The sequence below is a fragment of the Syntrophales bacterium genome (assembly GCA_030018935.1).
Classification (GTDB): Bacteria; Desulfobacterota; Syntrophia; order Syntrophales; family CG2-30-49-12; genus CG2-30-49-12.
The window spans coordinates 1-22,867 of record JASEGZ010000015.1 but is presented as its reverse complement, the minus strand read 5'-3'; the positions used below and the strand labels follow the sequence as shown (position 1 = coordinate 22,867).

Annotated in this window: 22 protein-coding genes; 10 read left to right on the top strand and 12 right to left on the bottom strand. The window is 47.1% G+C overall.

What is annotated here, in order from left to right; all coding sequences use genetic code 11:
* Nucleotide 1 precedes the first annotated feature (1 nt).
* From QMD03_04500 to QMD03_04475, 6 genes are all read right to left on the bottom strand, one after another.
* Nucleotides 2-634, bottom strand: coding sequence for a hypothetical protein (locus tag QMD03_04500; GenBank protein MDI6776493.1), 633 nt, complete (start codon nt 632-634; stop codon nt 2-4).
* Nucleotides 635-772: 138 nt separating this feature from the next.
* A complete protein-coding gene (locus QMD03_04495) occupies nt 773-3,274 on the bottom strand; it encodes a pyruvate formate lyase family protein (GenBank protein MDI6776492.1) in 2,502 nt (833 codons plus the stop codon).
* Between the two features lie 237 nt (nt 3,275-3,511).
* On the bottom strand, nt 3,512-6,004 hold the full coding sequence (locus QMD03_04490) for a pyruvate formate lyase family protein (GenBank protein ID MDI6776491.1): 2,493 nt from the start codon (nt 6,002-6,004) through the stop codon (nt 3,512-3,514).
* A gap of 715 nt (nt 6,005-6,719) precedes the next feature.
* A complete protein-coding gene (locus QMD03_04485; GenBank protein MDI6776490.1) occupies nt 6,720-7,268 on the bottom strand; it encodes an arginine decarboxylase, pyruvoyl-dependent in 549 nt (182 codons plus the stop codon).
* Nucleotides 7,269-7,405: 137 nt separating this feature from the next.
* Nucleotides 7,406-8,260, bottom strand: a complete 855-nt coding sequence (speB, locus tag QMD03_04480; GenBank protein MDI6776489.1) for an agmatinase — start codon at nt 8,258-8,260, stop codon at nt 7,406-7,408.
* A gap of 110 nt (nt 8,261-8,370) precedes the next feature.
* Nucleotides 8,371-9,159: a UDP-2,3-diacylglucosamine diphosphatase gene (locus QMD03_04475; GenBank protein ID MDI6776488.1), complete on the bottom strand. Its 789-nt coding sequence runs from the start codon at nt 9,157-9,159 to the stop codon at nt 8,371-8,373.
* Between the two features lie 628 nt (nt 9,160-9,787).
* Between QMD03_04475 and QMD03_04470 the strand changes: the two genes are divergently transcribed.
* The 4 genes from QMD03_04470 to QMD03_04455 all read left to right on the top strand — a co-directional run bounded on the left by QMD03_04470 (nt 9,788) and on the right by QMD03_04455 (nt 11,924).
* Nucleotides 9,788-9,991, top strand: coding sequence for a hypothetical protein (locus QMD03_04470; GenBank protein ID MDI6776487.1), 204 nt, complete (start codon nt 9,788-9,790; stop codon nt 9,989-9,991).
* 36 nt (nt 9,992-10,027) lie between these two features.
* Nucleotides 10,028-10,930 (top strand): DUF4384 domain-containing protein, encoded by a 903-nt coding sequence (locus QMD03_04465; protein MDI6776486.1) that lies wholly within the window; start codon nt 10,028-10,030, stop codon nt 10,928-10,930.
* Between the two features lie 161 nt (nt 10,931-11,091).
* Nucleotides 11,092-11,619: a hypothetical protein gene (locus QMD03_04460; GenBank protein MDI6776485.1), complete on the top strand. Its 528-nt coding sequence runs from the start codon at nt 11,092-11,094 to the stop codon at nt 11,617-11,619.
* A 20-nt stretch (nt 11,620-11,639) separates the two neighbouring features.
* Nucleotides 11,640-11,924, top strand: a complete 285-nt coding sequence (locus QMD03_04455; protein ID MDI6776484.1) for a zinc ribbon domain-containing protein — start codon at nt 11,640-11,642, stop codon at nt 11,922-11,924.
* Here the strand turns inward: QMD03_04455 and selD are convergent.
* From selD to QMD03_04435, 4 genes are all read right to left on the bottom strand, one after another.
* The gene (selD, locus tag QMD03_04450) at nt 11,921-12,973 is read right to left on the bottom strand and encodes a selenide, water dikinase SelD (GenBank protein ID MDI6776483.1); all 1,053 of its coding nucleotides are present in this window, start codon (nt 12,971-12,973) and stop codon (nt 11,921-11,923) included. The genes QMD03_04455 and selD overlap by 4 nt on opposite strands.
* 86 nt (nt 12,974-13,059) lie before the next feature.
* Entirely contained in the window at nt 13,060-14,037 is a 978-nt protein-coding gene (locus QMD03_04445) for a tRNA 4-thiouridine(8) synthase ThiI (GenBank protein MDI6776482.1), read from the bottom strand.
* Nucleotides 14,034-15,491 carry a LysM domain-containing protein gene (locus QMD03_04440; protein MDI6776481.1) on the bottom strand — a complete coding sequence of 486 codons (1,458 nt, stop codon included), beginning with the start codon at nt 15,489-15,491 and terminating at the stop codon, nt 14,034-14,036. Before QMD03_04440 ends, QMD03_04445 begins: the two co-directional genes overlap by 4 nt.
* A gap of 165 nt (nt 15,492-15,656) precedes the next feature.
* Nucleotides 15,657-16,847 (bottom strand): acyl-CoA dehydrogenase family protein, encoded by a 1,191-nt coding sequence (locus QMD03_04435; GenBank protein MDI6776480.1) that lies wholly within the window; start codon nt 16,845-16,847, stop codon nt 15,657-15,659.
* A 280-nt stretch (nt 16,848-17,127) separates the two neighbouring features.
* Between QMD03_04435 and QMD03_04430 the strand changes: the two genes are divergently transcribed.
* From QMD03_04430 to QMD03_04405, 6 genes are all read left to right on the top strand, one after another.
* Nucleotides 17,128-17,346 carry a hypothetical protein gene (locus QMD03_04430; protein ID MDI6776479.1) on the top strand — a complete coding sequence of 73 codons (219 nt, stop codon included), beginning with the start codon at nt 17,128-17,130 and terminating at the stop codon, nt 17,344-17,346.
* Nucleotide 17,347: 1 nt separating this feature from the next.
* Nucleotides 17,348-17,935: an HD domain-containing protein gene (locus QMD03_04425; GenBank protein ID MDI6776478.1), complete on the top strand. Its 588-nt coding sequence runs from the start codon at nt 17,348-17,350 to the stop codon at nt 17,933-17,935.
* A 25-nt stretch (nt 17,936-17,960) separates the two neighbouring features.
* Entirely contained in the window at nt 17,961-18,587 is a 627-nt protein-coding gene (locus tag QMD03_04420; GenBank protein MDI6776477.1) for a GerMN domain-containing protein, read from the top strand.
* A gap of 84 nt (nt 18,588-18,671) precedes the next feature.
* Nucleotides 18,672-20,708 carry an elongation factor G gene (fusA, locus tag QMD03_04415; GenBank protein ID MDI6776476.1) on the top strand — a complete coding sequence of 679 codons (2,037 nt, stop codon included), beginning with the start codon at nt 18,672-18,674 and terminating at the stop codon, nt 20,706-20,708.
* A gap of 87 nt (nt 20,709-20,795) precedes the next feature.
* Entirely contained in the window at nt 20,796-21,983 is a 1,188-nt protein-coding gene (locus QMD03_04410) for an ion channel (GenBank protein MDI6776475.1), read from the top strand.
* 24 nt (nt 21,984-22,007) lie between these two features.
* The gene (locus tag QMD03_04405) at nt 22,008-22,514 is read left to right on the top strand and encodes a cyclic nucleotide-binding domain-containing protein (protein MDI6776474.1); all 507 of its coding nucleotides are present in this window, start codon (nt 22,008-22,010) and stop codon (nt 22,512-22,514) included.
* A 3-nt stretch (nt 22,515-22,517) separates the two neighbouring features.
* On the opposite strand, the gene QMD03_04400 is transcribed toward QMD03_04405, so the two are convergent.
* On the bottom strand, nt 22,518-22,649 hold the full coding sequence (locus QMD03_04400; protein MDI6776473.1) for a hypothetical protein: 132 nt from the start codon (nt 22,647-22,649) through the stop codon (nt 22,518-22,520).
* Nucleotides 22,646-22,867 (bottom strand): hypothetical protein (locus QMD03_04395; GenBank protein ID MDI6776472.1); only part of this gene is annotated, 222 nt, incomplete at its 5' end. The genes QMD03_04400 and QMD03_04395, both read right to left, overlap by 4 nt.

Sequence of the window (22,867 nt, the reverse complement as noted above, 5' to 3'; positions counted from 1 at the left end):
GTTAAATGATAGTTATGGGTATCTTTTCGGGGGGATTTAGATACCCGTCGGCATGTGGAAGAGGGTATCTATAAAGGAGTCGCCAACAATTATCTCCTTTCAGCAAAGGAGTTTCCGTTGGCAAGCAGAGAGGGTGCTGGTAAGAGGGGAAGAAAAGGTCAGGGCCGGTAGGATAAGGAGAGTTTGTTCTGTATTTTGCCGGCATCGGTTTCTCTTCCTGTGCCTGAAAAGGGTTTTCCACCATCTTCCCCTTGAACTTTCGGGCATGTAACATGGCTGATGATCTTTCCCCAAAGACGTGGACTCGATTTCCGGTGTAAGGGGTAGTGATAACCTCACTTACCACATAATAAGCCTCCCCTGCCTTTATCTTTTTCCCGGTAGCCTCATCGGTAACAAGGATAGAGGAAACCTCCTTACTGTTCCTGCTCAACCACATCCGGGCACTGAAAACACAGGAGAAGTTTCTTGGTAACTTATCTTTCTGAATAATTATTACTTCGTAAAGGTGGACGATGTTACTACCGTCAAGGTAACATCTTGATGAGGGGTGGTGGCGCTGATAAACAACCGCGAGGGTAGAGATAGATGCCGTGATGATAACAACGCCAACAATTAAGAATAAGCGTCTCATTACTTTTATCAGACCTTGAATAATACTCTTCACGAGGCCATAGAGGCAGTCGTGTTTACGACTGCCTCTAAATAATGTAGGTGTTCCTCTGGTAGGGGGGTTATTCCGGGGTATATTTTGAATACGCCCCTACTAAAACTAAAACCTCTGCACAGAACGGGCAATGATGCCGTCCTGCGTTATCTTATTCATGTCAACAAAGTGGGCGCTGTAACCGGCAATCCTCACTAACAGCTCGTTGTACTGCTCCGGTTCCTTCTGGGCGGCATAAAGGGTCTCGTTGTCAACCATGTTGAACTGCACATGGTTGATCCCTAAGTCATGCCAGGTCTTCATGTAGTCCCGCCACATGGCAAAACCCTTCTCTCCCTGAAGCTGGGAGGGGGATAACCTCTGGTTGAGGAGTGTTGCCCTTACCGAACCCACATGATCAAGTTTGCTCACCGATTTCAGCACCGCCGTAGGTCCCTTCTTGTCAAATCCGGCGCCGGGAGAACAGCCGCCATCGTACAACGGATCACCCTGTCTCCTACCATTGGGCAGGGCACCGATCTTCGGGGCCTGGACGATGTTCAGCGCCACATTCTCCGGCAGAGTAGCCCAGGGTTGACCATTGATATCACGGACAGACCAGGATGCCTTACCCAGGTCCTCATGCACCCTTACCCATATCTGATCCACATAGTCGTCGTCGTTGCCCCACTTGGGCGCCCGGACAAATGCCTGTCTCATCTCCTCGTAACCTTCCCAGTTCGCCAGGAGGGCATCCCTCAACTGGGCCATTGTGTACTTCTTTTCATCATAGATCAGCTTCTTCACCGCCGCCATACAGTCGCCTATTTCGCTGAAGGCAAAGAGGGTAAACCATAAACTGCTCCTCTCCTTACAGAGGGCACTGTTCTCACCTGTCTCTATGCAGCGCTCGAAGAGGGCGGAGATCATCGGTTTAGGATGATGATGGGCCTCCACATACCTGTTCTTATGCTCCATGGTCGTCGCCAGCCTGAAACCGGCTTTGTATTGCTCGTACCATGCATTGTAGAATTCATCAAATGTTTCAAATTTTGTACAGTCCCCCGTCTTAATGCCTGTCTGCATCCCCGTTATCGGATCAAAACCGTCAAACATAACGAAACTTATTGTTTTTGATCCGCTTGCTATCGAGGCTGACGGGTATCTTAGGGCTGGCGCACCCCATTTCGTATCAGGGGCGGGTGCCATGCACGCCTGGTGCTGCCAGCGCCTTGCCTCCTTCAACGGATGACCAAACCAGTGCATCAGATTGGGGATCAGGACGTCATCATTCCTGATGGAAGGATATCCCAGACCGTGGCGGATGCATTCAAATACCCGCCGGAGGGTCTCGGTGCGGGTCTTGGAACTGTAACGGAAACCAAAGGTGGGATCGCTTACCCTGCTTATAAGGGCTGCCTCCAGGTAGCAATCGGTCAGGTCATTGCAGGCATCGTTGCCGTCCTCGTCCACTCCGCCAATGGTCCATACATAGGGGCCGGGACTCCCCTGGAGGGCTTCCCTGCCAAACCTAAGGTATGCCCTGCCAAATCCAAAGGCGGCAATCATCCACTCCGCACAGTACTCCACTACCTCATCCCTTGTCAGGTTCTTCTCCTCGAGGACGTCTTTTTTATAGAAGGGCCAGTGCCAGTAATCCTGACGCCATGGCCAGGCATTGTTGATCCACTCAAGCCTGTATGCTACCTGCACAAGGTGATCGAATTGCATGGCCTCCCAGAGATGCTCCGGAGGTTGTGCCGGCACCTTATAGCAGGTCTCGCTGATCCGCAAGAGTTCTTCCTTCCTCTTTGGATCGGTCTCAAAGTTCTCGGCAATGATCTTCGCCAGACGGCTTAAGCGTCTCGCATATCTGATCGCTGCCTCCAGGCACATTTTCATCGCCTTCCAGGTGTCCATCTTCTGGAGGTGTGAAACCTGCTCCTCCGCAGTGGCGGCCCCTCGTATCTTCTTCTCCGCCTCGGTTAGCTTCCCCTCAATCGTTTTAATTATCGAGGCAAATCCCTGGTACATCCAGTCAGGCTGGGGGTTAACGTAATCAGATCCGATGATGTCTCTCCCCGGTGCCAGAAAATCGGCCATGGTTCCCAGTACCCTTTCCCTACGGGTCTGATACTGACGACATTTGTCCTCATAGGTCCTCCCCTTCCAGAAATTGGCCATCTCCTTTACCTCTTCCAGATTCTCCTCGGGAATGATACCGGTCCGATCGTTTATCATATCGTCGTTAAGCGTGGAAGAAGCGGTGGGAATCCAGGAGATGAGATGGGGAGCGGAACCCGGATACCCCACGATTCGGGAGTGATCGGTAATAAATACGGGCATATTATCAAGGAGAGCTGTAAGGGCTCTTGCTCTCGTGATAATAAAGGGCTCCGAGGGAGGGGCCTCTTTGAATGTCTTCGTGTACCAGCGGATATTCTCCAGGTCCATCTGAACCCCGGGTAACCAGGCTGATCCTTTGGCAGCCTTGGACCAAACCGCCTTCCTCAGGTAGTTGAGCCGAGACGGCCTCTTCTTCTCCGCCCACCACCAGAATTGGCGAGCGTCATACAATTCCTCCGCTTTTTTTACCACTTCTTCTTTCTGTTCTTCAACCTGTGCCATTTTAATAACCTCCTTTCTTCATAAGCTTTCAGCCATCAGCCGACAGCTTTCGGTAAAAACAAAGTCTTACCTCTTAAATGTTTACTACCTAAGACGGTATCCGTATCCACAACCCCTCCCTTCTACCAATGTAAGTGTTCACCTATCAGCGTTCGGTTTCTTCCTGACCGCTGATTGCTGACTGCTGGACGCTTACTTTTGCCCCGAGCCTCTCACAGAACTCGGGGCATGGTAACTTTAGACCAGTCCCTGAATGGTCCTCTGGATAATATTGTCCTGGGTCTTACGGCTGATATCCACAAAGTGCGCACTGTAACCGGCAACCCGGACAATTACCTCCTGATACTTCTCAGGCTCCCTCTGGGCAGCGCGTAGGGTAGCGTCATCCACCATATTGAATTGCACATGATCAAGCCCTAAATCAGCCCAGGTCCTCATATAGGACTTCCATAACTGATAGCCCTTCTCACCTGCAAGCTGGGTTGGAGATAACCGCTGGTTTAGCAAAAAGGCCCGTCCATCGGTGATATGGTCGATTTTTCCACAGGACTTAAGAACTGCTGTAGGGCCTTTCCTGTCAAGACCCGGACCGGGGGAAATGCCACCGTCATAAAGAGCATCACCCAACCTGCGGCCGTTGGGCAGAGCGCCAACGATATTGGCATAGTGGATGTTGCCACTTACGTTCTCCGGTAGAACCGGTATATTATTCCCCGCAGTGCACTTTATCTCTTTCCCGTGCCTGGCCATTTCTCTCAGACAGCGCAACAGTATTTGATCCACATAATCATCGTCATTGCCCCACTTGGGAGCGCCTCTGACAAAGTCAAGACGCATCTCCTCATAACCTTCCCAGTTAGTCTTAATGGCCTCTATCAACTGTTCCATCGTGTATTTCTTTTCCTCATAGACAAGCTTCTTTATGGCAGCCAAGCTGTCGGCATTTTCTACAAAGGTAAAGCCGGTTACCCAAGCGTTGCCGCGCTCACCATTGGTCGGGTCAACCGCATCCGTTCCTGTCTCCACAGCACGCTCGTAAATGGCAGATAGCATTGGTCTCCCAAAGAACTCCGGATCTTTGGTTCTTCCCAGATTAACCGTACGCACCAGAATGTTCATTAGCCACTCCACCTGCTTGACCCAGGCCTGGAATAATTCCTCAAAGTCCTTGAACTTGCAAGGGTCGCCCGTCTTTGGGCCCATCTGCATGTTTATTACGGGATCATATCCGTTATGGAGTACGTATTCTATAACCTTGGCAAGATTGGCTGTGGCCGATGCCATCCTGAAGGGCTGGCATCCATATTTGGTGGTGGGACAGGGTGACATACAGGCCTGATGCACCCATGTTCTCATCTCCTCCAGGGGATGCCCATGCCAGTACATCCCATTGGCGATCAGCACAGGATCGTTGCGTATGGAAGGATAACCGAGACCATGGCGTACGCACTCAAAAACCTCCCTCATTACATCATCGGCTACCCTCGGATGCCATCTGAAAGCAAAGGTAGGGTTGGAAACTCGCACCAACCGTGCGGCCTGCATATAGGCGATGGTCAGGTCGTTGCAGGCGTCAGTTCCGTCAGGATTAACCCCTCCCATGGTCCATACCCAGGTACCAGTAATACCCTGGAGCCCTTCTTTGCCCCACCGTGGTGCGAAGATACCCACTTCATAGGTGCGGATCATGTGCTCACCCACAAGGTCAATGGCCTCTTCTTTGGTAAGTCTCCTTTCTATATTCACGTCCTTATCATAATAAGGACCATGGATATAATCAGGTCGGTGTGGCCAGGCTCCCTCAAAGGTCTCATATCTTAGAAGTACCTGAACGAAGTGATCAAACTGCAATGATTCCTGAAGGTTCCTGGGTGGCTTTGCCGGAACGCGTTCACAGGTCTCGGCAATACGCAACAACTCTTCCTTGCGTTGCGGATCGCTCTCAAAATTTTCCGCCACAATCCTGGCCAACCTGGCGTACCGCTTTGCATATCGGATACCAGCCTCCAGCAGCGTCTGCATGGCCTCCCACCTGTGAAACTTGTCGTACAGGGGAATAATTTCAGGTGAGGGATTGCCCTGGGTTTTCTTTTCAGCTTCCTCGATATGCCGGTCAATTTCATCAATTATCGCTTCAAAGCCTTTAAAAATGAACCCAAAGTCCTTGGTGGAATAAGTACCGGCAGATGAGGGAATCCCCCACCCGATGGCGCCGCTCATAAACTTCACTGCATCTTCAGGATCCAGGGCTTTGGCCAGGCTGTCGAGAGCTGTCTGACCTCCCCAGTAATCATTCAGCTTGGCTATAATGTTCAAAGACTCTTTTTCCGGTTCCGGGATGATCCCCGGTTCGTTATAGAGCTCCTCGTTTATTATACTTGCCGATTGCCAGTGCCAGACCAACTCATGAGGAGCGCTCCCCACGTAGCCCACAAGTTGCGCATGGTCAGTAATGAATATGGGTGTTTTGTCCAGCACATCGGCCAGGGCATGAGCCTTCCTGAGCATAATGGGCTTACCATCGTGTTCCTTCCATGCTCCAATAAAAAGCTGGGGAAAGATCAGGTCAATTTTTATACCAGGGGCATAGTTCCCCCCGAGGGCTCCTTTTTTCCAGACTGTCTTGCGAAGATAGTTAAGACGTTTGGAGCGGGTCTTCTCGGCCACCCGCCACCACTCCCGTTTCTCTGCCAATTCCTTAATTTCCTTTTCCTTTGCCATCGTTTCCATGATATCATCCTTTTTTGATCAATGCATTTTATGATTTACTTTTCCTTTTTAGCTTTTATTTGCTAGAGATACTTGTTAGCTACTACTATTTCTTCATGCCTGTCTTGGACAAAATATTGTCCACTATCTCTTCTCCCAGGGGGATCCTTTTTTTCCACTCTTGATATACAGGACATTCCTTGTAATTACTCTGACAAAACCGCAACGTCCACTCCGAAAATAGGCTTGACGTCCTGTGGTGGTAACAGTTCTTATACAGTGTTGGCAACAAGAGACAGCTCATGTAAACAAGTCCTTGAATCTGCAAGGGAAAGTAGTGTTTGTGAAATGTTAATTAACAAAACCAGAGATTCGACCACATTTAAGAATCGTTTCCATACTTGCCTATCTAATTACTCATGATTCATGCCATTATTATTTTTACCGGCACCCGTTTTAAACAGTAATAATATTAACGTGTTATTCGTGCACCAGACTATTTGGCCAGGGAGAAGAAGGCTTTCAAAGATGATATGCATCGGACAATTATAACCCTTATTAGGTATAACTCCTATGCTTTGTTGTATTCCTGACTCTTCGGACAAGATTGTCACATCGGTCATCATGACCGATTCAAACGGGTCTAAAACATCAGTCATACGTCATACGTCATACGTCATACGTCTTTTGTCTACGACATACGACATACGACTTGATATGACTGAAAGAAACAGATTTAAAAAACGAAAACTGCGGTAGCCAGGACGGTTGTATATCCCTGATGCTTCACGATAGCGGATTGGGTAATATTCCGGGTGCTGACAATTTTACCGCTGATCTTGAAGATTTCTTTTTTTTCATCCCAGCTTTCGTCAATATTGAAATCAATACCGAGAGTTGAGGCCAGCATCGCCGCGGCTAGATCTTCCGCGTAATCCCCAGCCTGTTTTTCCGTTTGACCAAAGGTATGATGTTCACTGATGTAGCCGTAAGCGTTTTTGTCGGCAGGTATGGCACAACCTACTGATGCCGCAAGTAACCTCCTTGGTTCATTACTGCAGCACCGACTCATTACGCAATAAACTAATGCGCCGGGTTTCAACTCTTTTAAACCCTGAGTCTTGGAAATCACCTTGCAACCAGGTGGTAAAATGCTTGAGACCTGAACCAGGTTAAATTTCTCGATACCGGCATCCCGAAGGGCCAGTTCAAAGGAATGTAGTTCTTCCCTGTGAGTACCCACACCCTTTGTAAAAAATATCCTCTTAGGAACATAAGCATTCAATTTTCCCCTCCTTAAATTTTATCGTAGACTACTCAAGACAACCATCCCACCTGTGCCCAGTAACAACGTTATTACTCAATTTGTTCTTGTAAGACAAAATCAAATGAGTCTCTCTTGTGGATACCTATGGCTGAACATCAATCATTTGTCAGCAGATAACCCATAATGCGATAGATGAGTTTTGCCGCTAAGAAATCAGGGGCAACCATCCCGGCAATGGGTGCAAGTTCAACAACATCAAACCCCCGTATCCGGCACCGGTTAGCTGTTTCCCTTACCAAACGTAAGAGATCCTTCCAGTAAATGCCACCTGGCTCTGGTGTGCAGGTCGAAGGCATGATGGCAGGATCAAGGACATCCAGATCAATCGTTATATAGAGATCACCCTGCATGTTTTCGCAAATCGCCTCCCACCACCGGCTTTCTTCAAGTATGAAATCTGCGGAAAATGTCTTCATCTTGTTTTTTGCCATGAAGGAAGCCTCTTCCGCGCTCATGCTCCTTATTCCTGCCTGGACAAGGGGGCACAATTCCCATATGCGACGGCCTACACAGGCATGGCTATAGGGGCTGCTCTGATAGGAATCTCTTAGATCGGCATGGGCATCCAGTTGAAGCACCGATATTTCAGGGTATTTCTCCCTCATTGCCCGAACGGCCCCCAATGATACGCTGTGTTCGCCTCCCAGGATAACCGGAGTTTTATCAAACGAGATGATTTCAAGCATCTTTTGGTGTATAGTTGTTATCATCTCCGCCGGTCCCCGGGCATTCACTTCAAGAAGGGGAAGGGTATGGATACCGGCGAGATAGGTTTCTTTGCCCACCTCCTCATCATAGAGTTCCATATGGTGTGAGGCGCCTAAGATAGCTAAAGGCCCATTTCTTGACCCCGGCCGATAGGTTGACGTAAGGTCATAAGGAACGGGAACGATAACAAAAGCCGCCTTTTCAAAAGAAGAAAATACTGGGTCAATCCCGCCGAAATTCATCAAGATGCCTCTTACAAGGTAGTTACCAGATTCGAAAAAATTTGACACATTTATCTCAGTTTGTCCAGTTTTTGCTGAAACATTATTATGGCAAACATTTTAAGGCCAAGCTAAGGCCTATAATAAGAGAGTGTAAAGCGGCCGTCTTCATAATAAAGGTAAGAGTAACGTTTGATCCAGTCACCGAGGGTGGCAAATGTTTTCCTTCTGTCCTCGATCATATATTCTTTTAAGAAGGGCTTGTGACAATGCCCCAGGATAATGGCGTCAAAGCCCTCTTTGAACTTTTCCAGGGAAAATGCGTGCATTTTCTCGACAAGCCTGTCCTCAGATTCACTGGAAAGTTCTTTACTCATATTTGAACTTATCCGGGCAAGACCCCAGAGGATAGAAGAAGGGATGCCTTGCTGTATCCGGTAAAAAATAATACTTCTCAGTATCTTTCTCAACAATAGGTACTTTATATTTGCTCTGTCTATCGTGTCGCCATGGGAAACAAGAATCCGCTGGCCATCAGAATCAATGACAGCCCACTCGGTAAAGACGGTCATCTCGAGGGTCTTTGAGAAATAGTTTTCTAAGAAGAAGTCATGGTTTCCCTCGCAGAGGTGGATACGAACTCCTCGCTTTTTCAGTTCTGTCAGTTTACCGATTATCGCCCTGAATTCCGGGTAGATGTGGTTATTCCTGCAGAACCAGAAATCAAAAAGATCTCCTGCAATGAAAAGGTCATCAATGCCGATCGAATAGCCTACCATCTCGTCGTATGGCTGCTCGGTCTGTTGTTCACCAATTTTAACCGTATTGCCCTCAAGAAGGTCGAAGAAACGCATGAGGTAACGATAACCCATGTCGTTTTCCCGCTTCAGATGGGCATCAGACAAAAATATGGCTTTCATTTCATGTTATGTCGAACAGGGTTAAACATCTCTTGAATCTCTTCCATGTCCTAATGTGGATAATAGAATACGTAACTACTCAGGTTAATAGGCACAAAGGCACATATTGGGGACAGATTTGAAATCTGTCCCCACGTCTATTTGCTGCTTAACTTCCTGATTAAACTGCTAAACTTTGCCCCTCTGTGCCTACCTGAATAGTTACTAAAATACTACCATAAATGTTAGGGTATCGAAACCCAAAATTTCCAGAAAATGCCGGGACGTTCTACCCTTTTAACCGCTATCCCCAGGACAATCACATGCAAAGACTTAACCGGACATTACTGGGCTTACCTCAACTTTTTCATCCCAAGGGGTGATATTTCTACGTTGCAATAATGATGTTCCCGTAAAAAGTCGAATTTCACCTCTGTTTGTTATTCCCATGAAGATGGGAATCCAGTGTTTTAAGATAGTTACATGCTCTCTGGATTCCCGCCTTCGCGGGAATGACGACTTTTTACGAAGTCATCATATCTGAATCGTAAAAAATTGACAGGTGTTTCTGATTGTGTTACTTGTGATCCAAACTTGGGAAATGGCAGGATAGGATCGAGTTACGCTGAGTTGTTTATTCTCTACGTACATGCCATCAGAAGATTTCACCGATCGGCAAATTTTATTGAGCTTCTTTACCCTCCTCTATCGAGCCATCGAATGTAGAGATAAACTCCGGATAATGACACGGTGCAAGTTTGTAGGGTATCTTATCAACGTTGTTTTTGACAATGCAGCGGGTCTCGACAAGGATGCCTCAGTCCAGATTGCTGGTGTAGAGGTAGGCAGATAAGCTGCATCTTGTTGAATAACCCCAAAGAAGGAGGACATGATGAATTTTTTATGCCATTTAAAGGTGCTTTTCATGTTGTTTATTCTCATAATTTTTCCCCTTTTGATGCCGGAAGTTGTCTCCCCTGCTACTGATACTCCTTCTCCGGTGTTGGCAGATCGCGAAAAACGTTCAATCATTCAGGTAGCCGATGGCTATGTGGACCATGCCGGTAACAAGACATTAAAACAACTCCGGGCAGAGGCCTTGAAAATGGCCAAACGCCAGGCCCTGGAGCAGGCTAAACGGTTCCTAAAAAAGACAAAGATTAGAGAAGTCGGCCTGGAATATGAGATCATCAAGATACACCCCCATGGTTTTGTAAAGATACTGAATCAGAAATATCTTGGTATGGAGGATAACGGTCGTTACCATGTGTTGATTGAAGCGGAAGTGGTATACGCCCTGAAGGACACCGGGAATGGCAGGGCACAGCAGCTTTCTGAATCAATGGATACAGCGGATATACTTACGGTCAGGATATGGACAGATAAAAAACGATACAAAGAAGGAGAACACGTCAATGTTTATGTGGAGGGTAACAGGGATTTCAATGCCAGGATCGTCAAAGTTGGTGCTAAAGGTATTTGCCAACTCCTTCCCAATAATTACCGCCAGATATCTTTTTTCAAAAAGGGAAAGACGTATAAAATTCCGGATGAAGGGGACCGGTTTGACCTCCAGGCGTCTCAGCCTTTTGGGACCGAAAGTTTTGTAGTGTATGCTACTCAGTTGCCCATGAGCCACGTCAACATGAAGACTATTGCCGGAGGTTTGTACCAATACCGTGGTTCCATGCCCTTTTTTGAGAGGAGTGTAAGGTCCGGACTGCCCATTGGTGAAGATCAAGCAGTACAGTTCTATGAAGCAGCCTGGGATATCCTCACATCACCCCGGTGAACATAGGGAAACCGTGGTTTCAAAGGTTATTGACAGAAACAAAGGGATGTATATATTAAGATAAATTGTTGTGGTATCCTTCTTGCTCTTGTTTAACCCTTCCCCATCGGAGGGGGCTTAAAAAGATGGGGGTTCGGGGGGTAGTGCCCCGGTTATAGGCTATGTACTTTAATGCGGCACAGACTTCTCTAACAAAGGGGGCGTTCGCACATGCCGAAAAACTGGCAACGCAGTATTTTCGCATCAGTCACGAGGAGTTGGCTCATCGGTATGATGTAAAAACTCTCGCCTACCTTGAAGATCATGAGGTGAACGAAAGGGCATTTGCGCATCTTTGCAAGTACTATTATCAAAAAGGTGAGGAGGTAAATAACGAGAACAGTTTTCATTTTTATAGAATCTGTCTTCAAGATAACCGGATCCTCGATGCTGTGGAGAGGGCGAATTCTTTCGTTAAATTGAGCCCTCTGATGTTATACATCGCCACACATGAGCTCGTCCACGTAATCCGGTTTGAATGCGGGGAGGGTAATTTCGACGCACCTCGGGAAGAAAAAGAAAAGGAAGAAAAAAAGGCCCACGACATTACGAGAAGCATGCTTCAGTCTATAGTTTACCCCGATTTAACATTGGTTCTTGATTGTTTCAGCAATCGTTACAAAATAGGTGACCTATTTAATGATATATAAAGAATTCCAGAGGGTTTAGTATGCCAATTTACGAATATAGGTGCAGGAAATGTGGTAAAGAATATGAGGTATTGCAAAGAATTACCGATCCGGCAGTAAATGCCTGCAAATTCTGTCATGGTCCAGTCGAAAAGCTGGTTTCTCTTTCTTCCTTCCATCTGAAGGGTTCTGGCTGGTATGTCACCGACTATAGCGGAAAGAAGGTATCATCTACTGAGGGAAAAAAAGAAGAAACAACAGAACCATCCTCATCGGCTGAATCCGGTAAGGGAAAATCTCCTTCCAGAGCGGGTGGCGAAGATTAAGTAACACGGATCTTTCCCTTCGGTTCCGGTACGACTTCTCCCACGATGGCCGCTCCATCCATACCTTCTGCCCGCATTTTTTTAATTAACACCTCTGCCTGCCCCGTGGAGAGGGAAATGAGTAACCCTCCAGCGGTCTGTGGATCAAAGAAGATGTCTATCATCCAGTCAGGACAGGGGGAATCAATTTCGATCATATTCCTGCGGAACGTCCTGTTCCGGTGCAAGCCACCCGGTACAACGCCTATCTCGACAAGCTCCCGGATGCCCAGAAAATAAGGAACGGAAGAGGCGTAAATCTGCATCCCCACATCGCTTCCTTCCACCATCTCGCAGGCATGACCGAGAAAACCAAAACCGGTGATATCGGTACAGGCATGAACATCCTCCATTTCTGTCATAAGCTCCATAGCCCTTTTGTTCAAGGTGGTCATGGATTTTACCGACCGGGCTACCAGCCCCTCATCGGCTACCCCCCCCTTTAATGCCGTGCTGACAATGCCGGTACCGAGAGGCTTGGTGAGGATCAACTTATCCCCCACCCTGGCATTTTTATTCAGCAGGACTTTTTCGGGATGGATGACCCCCGTCACGGACAGCCCGTACTTCAATTCACTATCCTCCACACTGTGCCCTCCGACAAGGAGGACACCAGCTTCCCGCATCTTATCCAGGCCCCCCTTAAGAATCTGACGGAGGATGGCAATATCCATTTTGCCAATAGGAAAGCAGATGATATTCATTGCCGTCAGGGGTCTCCCCCCCATGGCGTAGACATCGGATAATGCATTCACAGCAGCGATCTGGCCAAAAATATAGGGATCGTCCACGATAGGGGTAAAAAAATCAAGGGTCTGAATGATAGCCAGATTATCCCTCAGTTTATAGACACCAGCATCCTCCGCATGTTCCATCCCCACGATCAGGTTTGGATCAGCGATGAGAGGTAAATCACGCAATGCCTCATTCAGGTCTCCCGGACCTATCTTGCAGGCTCAGCCGGCTCCATGAACCGTTTCTGTAAGACGTATCTTTACTTCGCTGTTCATATTATCTAATCAAGGGTCTAAGGAACCCATCGTCAGGCAATGCGAGGCCCGAACAAACCGCGGCCTGCCACTCGGGCAGGTAGTGATCAAATCATCCACTGTTCAATATCCCCTCTGGAGAAAGCCTTTGTCGTTATCAGGGTAACGTTTCCCCCCACTGTACATGTGGCGATATTTTCGACATCTTTCGGAGCATCGCTGTAATACGCACAGATAGCGGCTGCCTGGTAACATATTTCTTCGTCACCTCCATCAGGGACGAGAACGGTCGGCCCCGGAAAGTGTGTCATGTGGATCATGATATCCCCCTCTTCGTACAAACGCTGGATAGCCTTATTATCAGAGCTGTTCCTTCCAACAACGACCCTGGTTGTATTGTTGATTCTAAAATGCCGGCCAAACTTAAGGAGTTCCATGTCCCTTATCCTGAAATCCCTGTGGTATTCAAAAAGGTCTTTGAGTCTTTTAGAAAACATGGGATCGGTAAGCAGGCATCCCCCGGCAGGCGTGGAATAATCGGTTATGCCATAGCGTCTCGCCATCTCCATCTGGCGTTTTCTGCTTCTTCCCTGAAGATCAAGGAGTTTTTGCCGATCAACCTTACCTTCCATTTCCGGTTTTGTTTCCGGCAGTAGCTTTGCGCTTAACGGCCGAAGGATGTATCCCTGATAGCCTGATTTTTTTGCCACCACATCAAGGGATTGTCTGCCCTGGGACATGGGCCGCTGACCCAAGACTTCTCCTGTGAAAACAAAATCAGCGCCGGTCTCCTTCATTCTCTTCCCCGCGATCTTCAACATTAAAATATGACAATCAATACAGGGATTCATATTTTTCCCGTATCCGTACCTTGGTGCCTTGAGCATCTCAAGATATTCTTCCGTAATATCTATGATGAACAAAGGGAGACCGATATTTTGAGCTGCTGTCCGGGCCTTCCGGGCGCCAAAAAAGGGGGTTTCAAAGGTAACCCCCTCTACCTCGATACCCTGCTCGAGGATGAGCTTTGCGGCCAGGATGCTGTCCAGTCCCCCTGAGAGTAGTGCAATTGCCTTTATCTTCAATATCTTACAGCATTCACCTCCCATTTATCATGAAGTAAACCGTAGATTTCCCGATCCATATCGAAGTCAAGCATGTACAGATCGCCTTTGTCCTCTGTTGTTATTTTAATGGCGGGAAAGGTAATGGTAGCTCTTGCCTTATCAGTTTTTTCAGGAATTGAAAAGGAGAAGCTTTGATAAGAAAAGGGGATATTCATGGTATGGAGGGTCTTCTCGACAGCCGATCTTTTCACGTCCCCTTCCTCGATAAAGGCGACTTCCGTTCCCCCGTCTCTTAAAATATTGATGAATTGCTGGGGTAGTTTTTTCGAGTGGATCATGACCTGCTTATCCCCATTTTTCACAATTAGATCAGCTTTAATGGAAAGATTAAAACCGTCGTTTACCATGTCGAATATCTTGACATCAGCATCTCTAACCGGCAGGTAACCGAGAGTTGTAAGGAGATTACAGACCATATCCCCTTGGGTGGTCTTGCCTATGATGGGTATCTCCGGGATTGTGTATGTTACATCAGGTACATTTATCACAGAGCTTCCATCCATGATTTCAGTGATGATCAAGCCTTTTTTTTCCGCATATGTTATCAGCGACTTAGGTAGTAAATGAGATTCTTCTGTAACAAAGGAAATCCCTTGTAGATAAGGCTTACTCCCCGGTGGTGTACTCTTTGTAATCATCCAGTCAAATAATAAACGGATCTGGGGGTTTCCCCCCATGATGAAAGGTTGTAACCTTTTATTCATGGTGTATAAACTAGAGACATTGATAATTTTCTGAAGAATATAGGCGATGTCATCATGGCTTGTGGCTTTGACCAAATGATAGTTTTTCCAGCTTGCCCGGATCATTTTACCAAGGTACTCCGGTATTCGATTGCTAAAATCCAGGAGAATCACGCTTCCATCGTCAAGTTCGACCAGCGGTATTTTGGAACAGGCGATGGTCGTCTGCCCCATGGGGGAAAGAGGGATATAATAATTTCCTGTTGTCATAATGGATCCATTCATCCGACTGATTACATGCCTGATGATGGCAAGACGGATTTCCTGTGGTATGACAGGTTTTTCTCTGGTGTACTCTTTTGTGGCGGAGATCCCGGCTTTTGAAAGTCCGACCTCTTGATTGGCAACAGGGATATCACCACCAGGAAGTTTCAGTACCTGTCCCGGATATATCCTGTTCAAGTTACGGATACGAGGATTGAGTTGCTTCACAAGTCTCACCGTCTTGAAGGCCTCTATTCCCTTCACATTTAATTGCCTGCGAATAATATCTATTATCCAATCCCCTTTTTTAACCATATAGGTTTGTGTCCTCTCTTTGGGAACGGCAACCTTTTGAAATGTAAGCAGCACCGTATCTCTCTTTGCAAAGAGTAACTGTGAGGAAATAAGAATCATTACCAGACAAAGGATTACCAGACGACAAACCTGTAAATGCCAATTGACCATGAAAATCCTCCAGCCAAATGAAAAAAGCTTTGCCCTTGGGAAAATTCAAAGCACCTGAATGTAATTTCTACCAATACAAAAAATGGTACTTAACTCACGGAGAAATGTCAAATTAAAAAATAATACCGACTCGCCCGTGTCCTGTGTATGCTGGCAGGAGCCATCTTAACGACCGCTCTTGAACTCATCCCTCAGGAGTTCTCTTGCAATGATCATTCTCCGGATCTCCGAGGTACCCGCCCCGATATCCCAGAATTTCTGATCCAGGTAATGTCGGGAAACGGCAAATTCCTGACTGTATCCATAACCGCCATGAATCTGAATAGCGTCCATGGCCACCCTGGTGCCCATTTGGCCACAGACAAGAAGGGAAGCGGCCGCCATGCGATCGAGATCCGTGCCTTTTCCTCCTCTCTTGTCCTCCAGCGAATCACAGTAGGCGGCAGCACTGTAAGCCATCCACTTGGAAGACATATAACTTGTATACATGTCGGCAAGTTTCCCCTGAATGAATTGAAAGGAGGCGATAGGCCTCCCAAACTGGACCCTTTCTTTGGCATACCTTAAACTGAGTTCGAGACATGCCCTCTGTGAGCCAATGCTGCAGGCACTCAGGGAAATTCTCTCCGTGCATAGTCCGTTTGTCAGGGCAACGACCCCCCTGTTCAAGCCGCCGATGAGATTTTCTTCAGGAAGTTCCATGTTGTCAAAGGTGATCAATCCCGTCGGCGACGTCCTCATCCCCCACTTTTTGATCTTTTGACACGAGAAACCTTCCTTACCTTTGGTATGAAAAAAGAAGGCGGAAATACCGCGAGATCCCTTTTCTGGATCTGTCTTGGCATAAAACAGCATGACATCGGCTACAGGGCCGTTGGTGATGAACGTCTTGCTGCCGACGATGATGTATTTATTGCCCTGCTTTGTAGCTCTCGTTGACATGCTCATGGCATCGGAACCAGCATTGGGTTCGGTAATCCCAAGGCAACCTATGTACTCACCGCTGCAGACCTTGGGTAGTATTTCCCTTTTCTGCCCTTCCGTGGCATTTCTGCGGAAATTGTCGAAACAGAGTATCTGACTTGAACAAGCGGTCATGGCAAGGGCATTACTTACCCGGGCAATGTTCTCATGAACGATCAGGGCTTCCACATAACCCAGTCCAGCCCCGCCATACTCCTCTTCAAATACGATCCCGTTTAACCCAAGTTTCCCTAACTCCCTGAAAAGGTCCGGTGGCATTTCATCTTTTTCGTATAGTGTTTCCATCTGCGGTTCAAGCCATGACGATGCCCATCGCCACACGTTTTCTTCGATCATCTTCTGTTCCTGAGAAAATTCAAAATTCAACGACATAGCCACGACCTACCTTTCCTCCTGATCTCAAGCCCCTTGCCGCATGGCATTTCCTACAGTATATTTTTATACAATAAAGTTTGAAAAATGTCCATCAAGTAATACTGGCGATACCATCAAATTTTTCCCGCTTAAGAGGTCTCGTCGGTTTTCTCCATCGTTATCAGGCATACGGGCTCAATCTTCCGATTTACGGCGGGGCTCAATTGCCGCAAATTTCATGGTTGCAAGAAAGAACTTAAATGATATAATGACTTTGTTTCTCAGGGGAGGATAAATTATGGCTGAGATGGATAACCAGGCAGTCTTTATAAGAGAATTCCAGTCAAGATTTGAAAAGAAGTTGAGAGAAAATGAAATATCTGTGTTGGAATACTGGAAAGGGCAGTTGGATAAATTGGTAACCATGAAACCGGAAGGGATAGCGGCGCTTCAGATGCAGATGAAAAGAATTTCCGAGATGATGGCAAACAGGATCAAAGTCCTAAAGAAGGGGTAATATGCGGGATATCGCAAATTTTCTGTTTGAGGTTGGCATGTTAAAGAAAACCCCGCGCACGGGTTACCAGTTTCTCGGTTCCGGGAGTGAATCAGTGGCCGAACATACCTTAATGACAGTCTTCATCGGCTATACCTTGTGTAAATTAGAAGCTGAGGTTGATGAATTGAAGGTCCTCAAGATATGCCTTGTCCATGACCTTCCCGAGGCAAGGACAGGGGATATGAACTACGTGAGCAAGAAATATGTGACCGTCCACGAGGAGAAGGCCATCAGAGAACTGACAGAGACCCTCTTCTTTGGAGAGGAAATCAAATCCGCCATTGATGAATTTAATGAAAGAAAAACAAAGGAATCCCTGCTTGCCCATGACGCCGACCAACTTGCCTTGATCCTTCAGTTGAAGGAATATGGAGACCTGGGAAACAGGTACAGCAAGGAATGGATCGAATTTGCCGTCAAACGGCTCTGTACGGAAAACGCAAAAAAAATAGCTGACAGTATCCTGGAGACAGATTCCTCTCAATGGTGGTTCAAGGATAAAAGTGACTGGTGGGTAAACGGCAATAGAACCAATAGTGAAAGGTGACAGGTTTTTTTCATAAGGAGCGAACATGCCTACAGGGAAACAGAGGAAAATCAGCAAGGTAAAGAACAGGAAAAAAAAGAAAAGCAGGAGGATACTTTTTCTTCTGCTCATCATTACGGCAGGCTTTGTCTCCCTCGTCATCTTCTTTGTAGCTCTCTTCGATTACTTATACCCACCAATTACTGGAAAGGGCGTCCTCCCCAAGAAAAGGGAGAAACAGGCGGTAGTCCTCTATTTCTCGGATGCCAACGAACGATTCCTGGTCCCGGAAAAGAGATATATTCCAAGGGGAAGGGATGACGTTGAGAAGGCAATGGAATTGGTGAATGCACTGCTGGAAGGTTCCAAGAAGGGGCTGGTGAATACATTTCCTGAAAATGTGAACTTGCAAAGTATTAAAATTGAGGGAGGCGGAACGGCTTATGTCAGTTTCGGCAAAAACCTTGTCAAATACCACCCGGGTGGAAGTACCAGTGAAATATCTACCGTATATTCCCTGACCAACACCCTGACGTCAAATATCCCGGCTATTAAAAAGGTAAAGATCCTCATAGAGGGGAAAGAGGCGGAATCAATAAAAGGACATATTGACTTAAGGTATCCCTTTACCATGAATAGGGAGTTGTTGGCCCCCGATTCAAGGGAAGGGTAAGAGAGAGGTTAAAAGGCAAGTACAATAACTCAATTTCGGGATGTGTTCATCTCAAACGCAATCTAGAGGACCGGATATAAGCCCATGGCTGCAAAAACAAAACTTTCCCGAACAAGAAATATCGGGATCGTGGCCCACATAGATGCCGGTAAGACCACCGTAACAGAGAGGATCCTGTTCTATACGGGGAAGTCATACAAGATGGGCGAGGTGCATAATGGAGAGGCTGTCATGGACTGGATGCCCCAGGAGCAGGAGAGGGGAATAACGATTACATCAGCCGTAACTACCTGTAACTGGGAAAATCACGAGATCCATATCATTGATACCCCCGGTCATGTTGATTTTACCATAGAGGTTGAGCGTTCTCTCAGGGTCCTGGATGGGGCGGTGATTGTCTTTTGTGCTGTTGGAGGTGTGGAACCACAGTCAGAAACTGTCTGGTACCAAGCGGACAAGTATGGTGTTCCCAAGATTGCCTTTATCAACAAGATGGACAGGGTGGGAGCCGATTTTTTCGGGACTATAAAGATGATGGGGGAACGGTTCAACTCTGTGCCTCTTGCCATCCAGATGCCCCTCGGTCAGGAGGAACAATTCAAGGGGGTGGTGGACCTGATCAGGGAGAAGATCATAACCTGGGATGACAGTACCCGGGGATTGTGTTATGGCCTTTCAGATATCCCGTCCGATATCCTTCCCCAAGCCAGGGAGCAGAGGGAAAAGCTGATGGAAACACTTGCCGAGGCGGACGATTGTATTGCGGACAAGTATCTGGAAGGGGTGGATATTCCCGCGGATGAGATCATAAACGCTATCCGAAAGGCCACCCTTTCCCTGAAAGTAGTACCCGTGATGTGTGGCGCTGCCTTGAAAAACAAGGGAATTCAACCCATCCTTGACGCTGTTGTTCGTTTTCTTCCCTCACCGGAAGATGTCTCACCGATCAGGGGTATCAATCATCTGACAGGAAAGGAGGAAACACGACACAGCAGCAATAAGGAGCCCCTTGCCACCCTGGCGTTCAAGATCATGCAGGAGGAGGGTGGCAGGAAACTGACCTACCTGAGAATCTATTCAGGACAGATACATACCGGGGAAGATGTCTACAATGCAAGTATCGGGAAGAGAGAAAAAGTTGCCAGGCTCCTGAAGATGCATGCAAATAAACGTGAGAGGGTTGAACAATGTGAAGCGGGAGAGATCATTGCCGTGATTGGCCTTAAGGACACTACCACAGGAGACACCATCTGTAACGAATCCCACCCGATTCTTCTGGAACCAATAGAGTTTTATGAGCCTGTAATCAGTCAGGCGGTTGAGGCCAAGACACCAGCGGACCAGGAACGGTTATCCATAGCATTATCCAGGTTGATGGAAGAGGATCCCACGATTAAGGTAAAATATGAGGAGCAGACTGCCCAGACCATTGTTTCAGGCATGGGAGAACTCCACCTCGAGATCCTGTTTGACAGACTTACAAGGGAATTTAATGCCCATATTAATACGGGGAAACCCCGGGTCATCTACAAGGAAACGATTCAAAAAAAGGTGGAAGTGGAGGGACGTTTTGCAAAGGAGCTCGGCGAAAAGAAACATTTTGGTCATGTCCGTCTGTCTTTAGAACCTCTGGAACGGGGAAGGGGCATCGAGATTATAAAACAGGTAGATGCGCATTTGATTCCCGAGGAATTTCATCCTGCCATAGAAGAAGGTATCCTGGAGTCAACTCAGATGGGCGTTGTGGAGGGGTATCCCGTCGTGGATTGCCGAATCAGTATCATCGGTGGTTCCTTCAGAGAGGGGGAATCCACGGTGCTGGGTTATAAGGTAGCAGCCTCATCGGCCTTTAAGGACGGATGCTTACAGGCCGCTCCCATTCTCCTTGAGCCGATCATGATGGTTAATATCATTACACCTGGTGGATTCACGGGAGAGGTCGTTGGAGACATCAATGCGAGGAAGGGTGAAATACAGGCGATAACACCAAAAGGGACTATCAGTGAGATCAAGGCAAAAGTTCCCCTGAAAGCGATGTTTGGGTATTCTACCGACCTTCGATCCGCTACCCAGGGCAGGGCCGTCTTTACCATGCATTTTTCCGCATACGACCACCGGTGAAAAGTGCAAGTCGTAAGTCATAAGTCATAAGTCTTGAAATTTAAAACTTGAGTTTTGAAACTTGAAACTCGAATTCCAATGAGGTCAATGAAAATAGGGCCTTTATCGGGAAGATTCGTAAAGATTGCTGGATGGTTGTCCAGGAAACGCCTCTTGCAGATTGCAACCATCACGGTAGGCGTTATCTTCCTGAGTTCAATGGGTATTTACTACTTTGAACAGGCGAGGGGGGAAGCTAACATCCGCTCCATCTGGGACGGCATCTGGTGGGCTGTCGTGACCATGGGCACCGTCGGTTACGGTGACAAGTATCCCATAACGCTCGGTGGAAAAATCGTCGGATTGTTACTGATTTTTTCTGGTGTCGGTCTGATGTCTCTATTAACAGCCACCATTGCTTCCATGTTTGTAGAAAAAAAGATAAGGGAGGAAAAGGGCTTGGAATCAGTTAGAGAAAGAGACCATATTATTATATGTGGCTGGAATCAGTATACCGAGGATGTTCTCCTGGGCCTTACCACGTATGGTTCCATGGGGGATACATCCATCGTCCTGATCAATGAACTTTCCGTTGACGAGATAGACTCTCTAAGACTCAAGTACAGTAAATATAATCTGAGATTCTTGAGAGGGAATTATGTCCATGAGGACGTGCTCTTAAGAGCCAATATTACCAGGGCGAGATTTGCCTTAATTATGGCGGATACCTCTGGGAGCCATGCGAAGGATAGAATTGATGAAAGAACAACCCTTGCGGCCTTGACGATCAAGTCAATTGCCCCCGTGGTCAGAATCGTTGCCGAGCTCTTAGACAGTGAAAACAGACCGCATCTCCAGAGGGCCAGTGTTGACGAAATCATTGTCAGGGGAGAACATGTCGGGTCCTTCTTAGCCAGCGCTATAAACTCCCCCGGTCTGCCGAAGATATTATCCGGTATCCTATCCCTCGGTGATACCAATAAATTGTGGAGAATCGAAATTCCTCGCCATTTTGTTGGCAGGACATTCAAGGAGTTGTCGGCATACTATCGGGGTAAACATGCGATTCTCCTCGGCCTCCTCAGGGAAAAAAGGGCGATGAAATTGGAAGACCTTCTTTCAGACGACACATCCGTTATTGACACCTTCATTAAGGAGCGGATAAGAGAGTCGAAAAAAGACCTTTCTTACAAAAAAGACGAAATGAGAGTTATGATAAATCCCGAGGACGAGTACATCGTTGGTGGAGAAGACTTTGCCGTGGCGCTTTCCAGGACGATACCCCACAAAATGTAACCGTCATAACTCAGGGGATCTTTGATGAAAGATGACTTGCTCTTGCGAGAGATAGAACTTTTCCGAAACCTCACTCCCGAACAGATCAGTAAGGTCTCAGATATCTTACATCCTGTCAAATTTCCCGAAAATGAGATCATCATGAGAGAGGGAGATGCCGGTGATTCCATGTACATCATCATGGAGGGAACCGTGGAGGTGGTGAAGAGTCTGATCATAAGTGACATGGATGAGGAGGATAGGGAAAAGAGTAAGGTTTTTACAAGATTGGATGCCAAGCATCATGCCGTATTTGGTGAAATTGCTCTTCTGGAAAAACAAAAGAGGACAGCCACGGTCAAGGCATTGACGAACTGTCTCGTATATAAGATTAAAAGGGATGATTTTTTAAGGCTTGCCGAGAAAGACCACGAGCTTGGTTACCGGATGCTGCTGAACCTGGCCAGGATCATTAGTGCAAGGCTGAGAAAGGCCGATGAAGATACGATTAAGCTCACCACAGCGCTATGCATGATATTGAAGGAATCTTAATCTTTATTCGATTTCCCACGTGGCGCCGGCAGGGGTATCTTTGAGGCTCACCCCTTTTTCTGCAAGGAGACGTCTGATCTCATCGGCTTTCTCCCAGTCCTTAGCCGCTCTTGCCGCCCGTCTTTCCTCAATCAAACGCTCAATTTCTTTAATTTAATATCCAGTCCCAGTTTTCCAACTTTTCTGTCCCTGGCCTGGCAAAAATAATTGTCATGACAATCGAGAAACAACCCTAATACCCTGCCAATTTCTTCAAAATATATCTTTGCCGTGAGGACAAAGATTGTCTCAGGACAGATAATCGGGATAGGGGGGAGCCTCACGACTCCCCTCCTCCCACACCACCACTGCAT

Bases quoted from the DNA above. Each gene is read 5' to 3' on its own strand.
- QMD03_04500 (MDI6776493.1), bottom strand. From the start codon at position 634: ATGAGACGCTTATTCTTAATTGTTGGCGTTGTTATCATCACGGCATCT.
- QMD03_04495 (MDI6776492.1), bottom strand. From the start codon at position 3,274: ATGGCACAGGTTGAAGAACAGAAAGAAGAAGTGGTAAAAAAAGCGGAG.
- QMD03_04490 (MDI6776491.1), bottom strand. From the start codon at position 6,004: ATGGAAACGATGGCAAAGGAAAAGGAAATTAAGGAATTGGCAGAGAAA.
- speB (MDI6776489.1), bottom strand. From the start codon at position 8,260: ATGAATTTCGGCGGGATTGACCCAGTATTTTCTTCTTTTGAAAAGGCG.
- QMD03_04475 (MDI6776488.1), bottom strand. From the start codon at position 9,159: ATGAAAGCCATATTTTTGTCTGATGCCCATCTGAAGCGGGAAAACGAC.
- QMD03_04470 (MDI6776487.1), top strand. From the start codon at position 9,788: ATGCCATCAGAAGATTTCACCGATCGGCAAATTTTATTGAGCTTCTTT.
- QMD03_04465 (MDI6776486.1), top strand. From the start codon at position 10,028: ATGATGAATTTTTTATGCCATTTAAAGGTGCTTTTCATGTTGTTTATT.
- QMD03_04460 (MDI6776485.1), top strand. From the start codon at position 11,092: ATGTACTTTAATGCGGCACAGACTTCTCTAACAAAGGGGGCGTTCGCA.
- QMD03_04455 (MDI6776484.1), top strand. From the start codon at position 11,640: ATGCCAATTTACGAATATAGGTGCAGGAAATGTGGTAAAGAATATGAG.
- QMD03_04440 (MDI6776481.1), bottom strand. From the start codon at position 15,491: ATGGTCAATTGGCATTTACAGGTTTGTCGTCTGGTAATCCTTTGTCTG.
- QMD03_04435 (MDI6776480.1), bottom strand. From the start codon at position 16,847: ATGTCGTTGAATTTTGAATTTTCTCAGGAACAGAAGATGATCGAAGAA.
- QMD03_04430 (MDI6776479.1), top strand. From the start codon at position 17,128: ATGGCTGAGATGGATAACCAGGCAGTCTTTATAAGAGAATTCCAGTCA.
- QMD03_04425 (MDI6776478.1), top strand. From the start codon at position 17,348: ATGCGGGATATCGCAAATTTTCTGTTTGAGGTTGGCATGTTAAAGAAA.
- QMD03_04420 (MDI6776477.1), top strand. From the start codon at position 17,961: ATGCCTACAGGGAAACAGAGGAAAATCAGCAAGGTAAAGAACAGGAAA.
- fusA (MDI6776476.1), top strand. From the start codon at position 18,672: ATGGCTGCAAAAACAAAACTTTCCCGAACAAGAAATATCGGGATCGTG.
- QMD03_04410 (MDI6776475.1), top strand. From the start codon at position 20,796: ATGAAAATAGGGCCTTTATCGGGAAGATTCGTAAAGATTGCTGGATGG.
- QMD03_04405 (MDI6776474.1), top strand. From the start codon at position 22,008: ATGAAAGATGACTTGCTCTTGCGAGAGATAGAACTTTTCCGAAACCTC.